Here is a 4,404-nt window from a genome sequence, read left to right as displayed (position 1 = left end):
CAAACAGAATGCTATCGCTGCATAGTTGAACAGTGATGTTCAGCAGTGTTCAGCGTAAATGTATCAGCATTGAGTCATGGCTTAAGATCTTCACCGCTGAATTCAACCAATTTGAGACCATCAACGCTACTCAGGCCTGGTCTTTGTTTTTCACCATCAGCGCTTCCGATCGGCTGCTGGGTGACAACCCGGCTGTTGGCCGCTACCTAACGTTGGCTTTGTTCAGCGCCGTCCTCACCGGGATCCTGAATGTGCTGGTGGCTTCTTAGCTAGACCCTTTGCGGACGGAACGAGTTTTTTGTTAAGAGGCCGCCGGCAGAGGCAGCTTGACCTGAGACAAGGGGATCCTGCTCTCAGGTTTTTTGATTTTGAATGGGAAAGGATCCCTTGTTCTCTTTGTGGGGCTGTCTTCCGATGAAAGCTGCTGGGATAGATTTCGCGGAAACGGATCACTTTGAGGCGCCGCCTCTGACCACCAAGTTGCCCCTGCTGCTGGCCCCGGCGGGGGATTGGGAGTGTGCCAAGGCGGCAGTGGAAAACGGAGCCGATGCCATTTACTTTGGGCTGGAGCGCTTCAACGCCCGGATGCGCGCCCGCAACTTTACGGAAGCGGATTTGCCGGAACTGATGGCCTGGCTGCACCGGCGGGGGGTACGGGGCTATGTTACTTTGAATACTCTGGTTTTTCCAAGGGAGCTGACGGAAGCCGAGGGATACATCCGCTCGATGATTGCGGCGGGGGTGGATGCGGTGATTGTGCAGGATATTGGCATCGCCCGCCTGATCCGGCATCTTTCCCCCGATTTCCCCATCCATGCTTCCACGCAAATGACCATCACCAGTGGAGTGGGAGCGGAGTTTGCCGCTGAGCTGGGCTGTGAGGTGGTGGTGCTGGCGCGGGAATGTTCCCTCCAGGAAATCGCCCAGATCCAGGCCTATCTGCAAGAGAAGGGATCCTCCCTATCTCTGGAGGTCTTTGTGCATGGGGCGTTGTGCGTGGCCTACTCGGGGCAATGTCTGACCAGCGAGGCGCTGGGGGGGCGTTCGGCCAATCGGGGGGAATGTGCCCAAGCCTGCCGCATGCCCTATGAGCTGGTGGTAGACGGGATCCGCCGCGACTTGGGGGAGAAGCGGTATCTGCTCAGCCCTCAAGATTTGGCCGGGCTGGAGGTGCTACCGGAGCTGGTGAAGCTGGGGATCCGCTGTCTGAAAATTGAGGGCCGGCTGAAATCCCCAGAATATGTAGCCAATGTAACGCGGGTGTATCGGCAGGCCTTGGATGCGCTGGGGGTGGGACAGCCGTGGCAGCCCTCGCAACAGGAACGCTACGAGCTGGAGATGAGCTTTTCTCGTGGGCTCTACACAGGCTGGCTGCGGGGCATCAACAACCAGGAGCTGGTGCACGCGCGGTTTGGCAAGAAACGGGGGGTTTACCTGGGGCAAGTGGTGGGGATCCAACAGGATCAGGTGGGGATCCGGCTGGAGGCACCCCTCAAAGCTGGGGACGGCGTGGTGTTTGACCAGGGGCAGCCGGAGTTGCCGGAGCAGGGGGGGCGAGTTTACCGGGTGCAAGAGAAGCAGGGGCTGGCCTGGCTCAGCTTCGGAGAGGGGGTCATTGATCTCAAACGTCTGCGGGTGGGGGATCGCCTCTGGAAGACCAGCGACCCGGAACTGGAAAAACGCCTGCGCCAAAGCTACGCCGGGGATCACCCCCGCTTTCAGCGGCCTGTCCACATGGAGGTTCACGGCCAAGTGGGATCCCCGCTGACGCTGATCCTGCGGGATGAGCAAGGCCATACGGTGCAGGTGGATTCGCCGCTGCCCCTGGAAGCTGCCCACCGCCAACCCCTCACCACCGAAAAACTGCGACAGCAACTGGGCCGTTTGGGCTCCACTCCCTTCAAGTTGGGATCCCTGCACAATGCCTTGCAGGGGGAGGTAATGCTGCCGGTGAGCCTGCTCAACCAGATGCGCCGACAAGCGGTGGAACGCCTACAAGCTCTGCGAGCTCAGCCCCCGCGCTGGCAACTCAATCCCGAAGCTCGCTGGCAAGATCTGGTGCCTTCTCAGGAGGAGCCCGAAAGGGGATCCCCGCAGTTGGTGGTGTTGGTGCGGGATCCCGCGCAACTGCCGGCGGCGATAGCCAGCGGTATCCGGCAGATCTATCTGGAGTTTGAGGATCCCCGCCGCTATCGGGAGGTGATCCGCACAACCAAAGCCGCCCATCCTGAGGTGGAGCTGTGGGCTGCCCCGCCCCGCATCACCAAGCCGGGAGAAACCTGGATCCTAAAGCAAGTGTTGGTCGGCGGAGCCGATGGCTACTTGGTGAGAAATTACGATCATCTCCGTTTCTTTGCCGGGCAGCGCTGCATTGGGGATTTTTCCTTGAATGTGGCCAATCCCATCACGGCCCACTATCTCAAAACCCGCTACAACCTGGAGCGCCTGACGGCTTCCTATGACCTCAACCATGAGCAACTGGGATCCCTGCTGCAAGCCGGCCCCGCCCATAGGTATGAGGTTACCCTTCATCAACATATGCCCCTGTTCCACATGGAGCACTGCGTCTTTTGCGCCTTTTTATCCAGCGGAACGGATTACACCAATTGTGGTCGCCCATGTGAAAAACACGAGGTGAAGCTGAGGGACAGGGCCAATGTCGAGCACATTTTGAAGGCCGATGCCGGCTGTCGGAATACCCTCTACAACGGCAAGGCCCAAACGGGGGCAGAATATGTGCCGAAATTATTGGCCTTGGGCCTGCGCTATCTGCGCATCGAATTTTTGCATGAATCCCCCGCCGAGATCCAACAAACCCTGCACCGCTATCAGCAACTCCTACAAGGTCAACTCAGCGGATCCCAACTGTGGCAGGAGCTGAAGCTACACAGCCAATTGGGGGTTACGCGCGGGTCTTTGGAGAGTTAACGGCTGCGCTGTCTTTCTCTAGGGCGCCGGCTCTGCAGCTGTGCTCCGACCGGAGCAATGCGAAAAACATTCCGGCAAAGTTGGCGTAAAATTTCCTCAGGGTATTGTTATTCCCAGGTGCTTCCCCAACCTCTTCTCAGCTTTTTCTCTATCCTCTGGTTGCCGTGAAACACACCCTCAGCGCCCTCGTGCAGGATCAGCCTGGCGTTTTAACCCGCATTGCGGGGATGTTTGCCCGTCGCGGCTTTAACATCGACAGCCTCACCGTTGGCCCCACCGAACGACCGGGGATCTCTCGCATCACCATGGTGGTGCAGGGCGATGAACACGATGTGGAGCAGATGACGAAGCAGCTCTACAAGCTCATCGACGTGCTGAAAGTTACCGATATCACCCATGTTCCCTGCGTGGAACGGGAGCTGATGCTGGTCAAGGTCAATGCCAGCCCCGATACCCGCTCCGCCATTATGGATGTGGCCCAAATGTTTCGTGCCCGGATTGTGGATGTGGCAGAGGAGTCTTTGACTCTCGAGGTAACCGGGGATCCCGGCAAAATGGTGGCCATCATCAAGATGTTGACCAGCTTTGGCATCCGTGAGATCGCCCGTACCGGCCTGGTGGCTCTCACCCGCGAGTCCGGCGTGAATACGGAATACCTGAAGCAACACCCCACCTTAGTTACCGTCTGATGGCCTCAGGGGAAGCGATGCCGAAGTCGGGGTGGAGGGGCCAGGGATCGGTTGTGCGCGGCGCACTCAGCCTTGTGGCTATTGTGCTGGTGGGGCTGCTGGCCGGCTGCGGCCCTAGACCGCCAAAACCGATTGTGCAGCAGGCCCTCGCCTATCAGATCGCTCATTTGTCCGGGCCGGTGGGATCCTTGGTGGGCAGTGACCAGCTAGCAGCCCGCCTGCAATTGCAGGATGTGAAAATCCGCCAGGATCGCCGTGAACCCTTGCTGTTGGCCTCAGGAGAAACCCTGGAAGGCCATCACCTCAGCGGCACCTACACCCTGAGCGTGCAGCCGCCGGGATCCCGCCGCCCCTATCGCCGCAAAGGGGATCCCTTCCAGCTCACCCTGGCCCACCAAAAGGCACAAACTGTTGCTACACAACGCTCGCCCGACCGCGTCAAAACCGTGCCCGAACGGTGGCTGCTGGCCTACAGCTCACCGGATTCCAAGACTTGGGAGGTCATCGACTTTCTGCCTCAGCCCGCACCGGCACCGGAGTTGCCTCCTGCCGGGCCAGAACCTACACTGCCGGCAACTGCACCTGCTGCCGCCGACGTTGGCAGGACGGAGTCCGATGGAGCTCCCAGCCCTACCAATACTTCCACTCCCACCTGAAGTAGAGCATGACTCTAGTCAATAATAAGCTCAACTATACTGAGAATAATGTATATGTATAATAATATGTTCAGTACGGATTACTACCAGTTGATCTTTCTGTTTACTTTCGAGTCTGCCAACATGGTAGC

Annotated in this window: 4 protein-coding genes; all 4 read left to right on the top strand. The window is 58.7% G+C overall.

Features of this window, described 5'->3' with window-relative positions; genetic code table 11:
• Nucleotides 1–35: 35 nt before the first annotated feature.
• The 4 genes from NW840_RS07655 (at nucleotide 36) to NW840_RS07640 (ending at nucleotide 4,273) form a co-directional block, all read left to right on the top strand.
• Nucleotides 36–269 (top strand): hypothetical protein, encoded by a 234-nt coding sequence (locus NW840_RS07655; protein WP_414343466.1) that lies wholly within the window; start codon nucleotides 36–38, stop codon nucleotides 267–269.
• A 145-nt stretch (nucleotides 270–414) separates the two neighbouring features.
• The gene (locus NW840_RS07650; protein ID WP_414343464.1) at nucleotides 415–2,928 is read left to right on the top strand and encodes a peptidase U32 family protein; all 2,514 of its coding nucleotides are present in this window, start codon (nucleotides 415–417) and stop codon (nucleotides 2,926–2,928) included.
• Nucleotides 2,929–3,092: 164 nt separating this feature from the next.
• Nucleotides 3,093–3,617 carry an acetolactate synthase small subunit gene (gene ilvN / locus NW840_RS07645; protein WP_011432604.1) on the top strand — a complete coding sequence of 175 codons (525 nt, stop codon included), beginning with the start codon at nucleotides 3,093–3,095 and terminating at the stop codon, nucleotides 3,615–3,617.
• A gap of 53 nt (nucleotides 3,618–3,670) precedes the next feature.
• Nucleotides 3,671–4,273, top strand: a complete 603-nt coding sequence (locus NW840_RS07640; protein WP_414343463.1) for a hypothetical protein — start codon at nucleotides 3,671–3,673, stop codon at nucleotides 4,271–4,273.
• Nucleotides 4,274–4,404: the final 131 nt, after the last annotated feature.

Source organism: Synechococcus sp. R5-13 (genome assembly GCF_047462015.1).
In the GTDB taxonomy this organism is placed as follows: Bacteria; Cyanobacteriota; Cyanobacteriia; order Thermostichales; family Thermostichaceae; genus Thermostichus.
Note: the sequence above shows the minus strand (reverse complement) of the source record. Positions and strands in the feature narration are given on the sequence as shown.

Excerpts from the sequence above, each read along its gene's own strand:
- NW840_RS07655 (WP_414343466.1), top strand. The coding sequence starts at position 36 with ATGTTCAGCAGTGTTCAGCGTAAATGTATCAGCATTGAGTCATGGCTT.
- NW840_RS07650 (WP_414343464.1), top strand. The coding sequence starts at position 415 with ATGAAAGCTGCTGGGATAGATTTCGCGGAAACGGATCACTTTGAGGCG.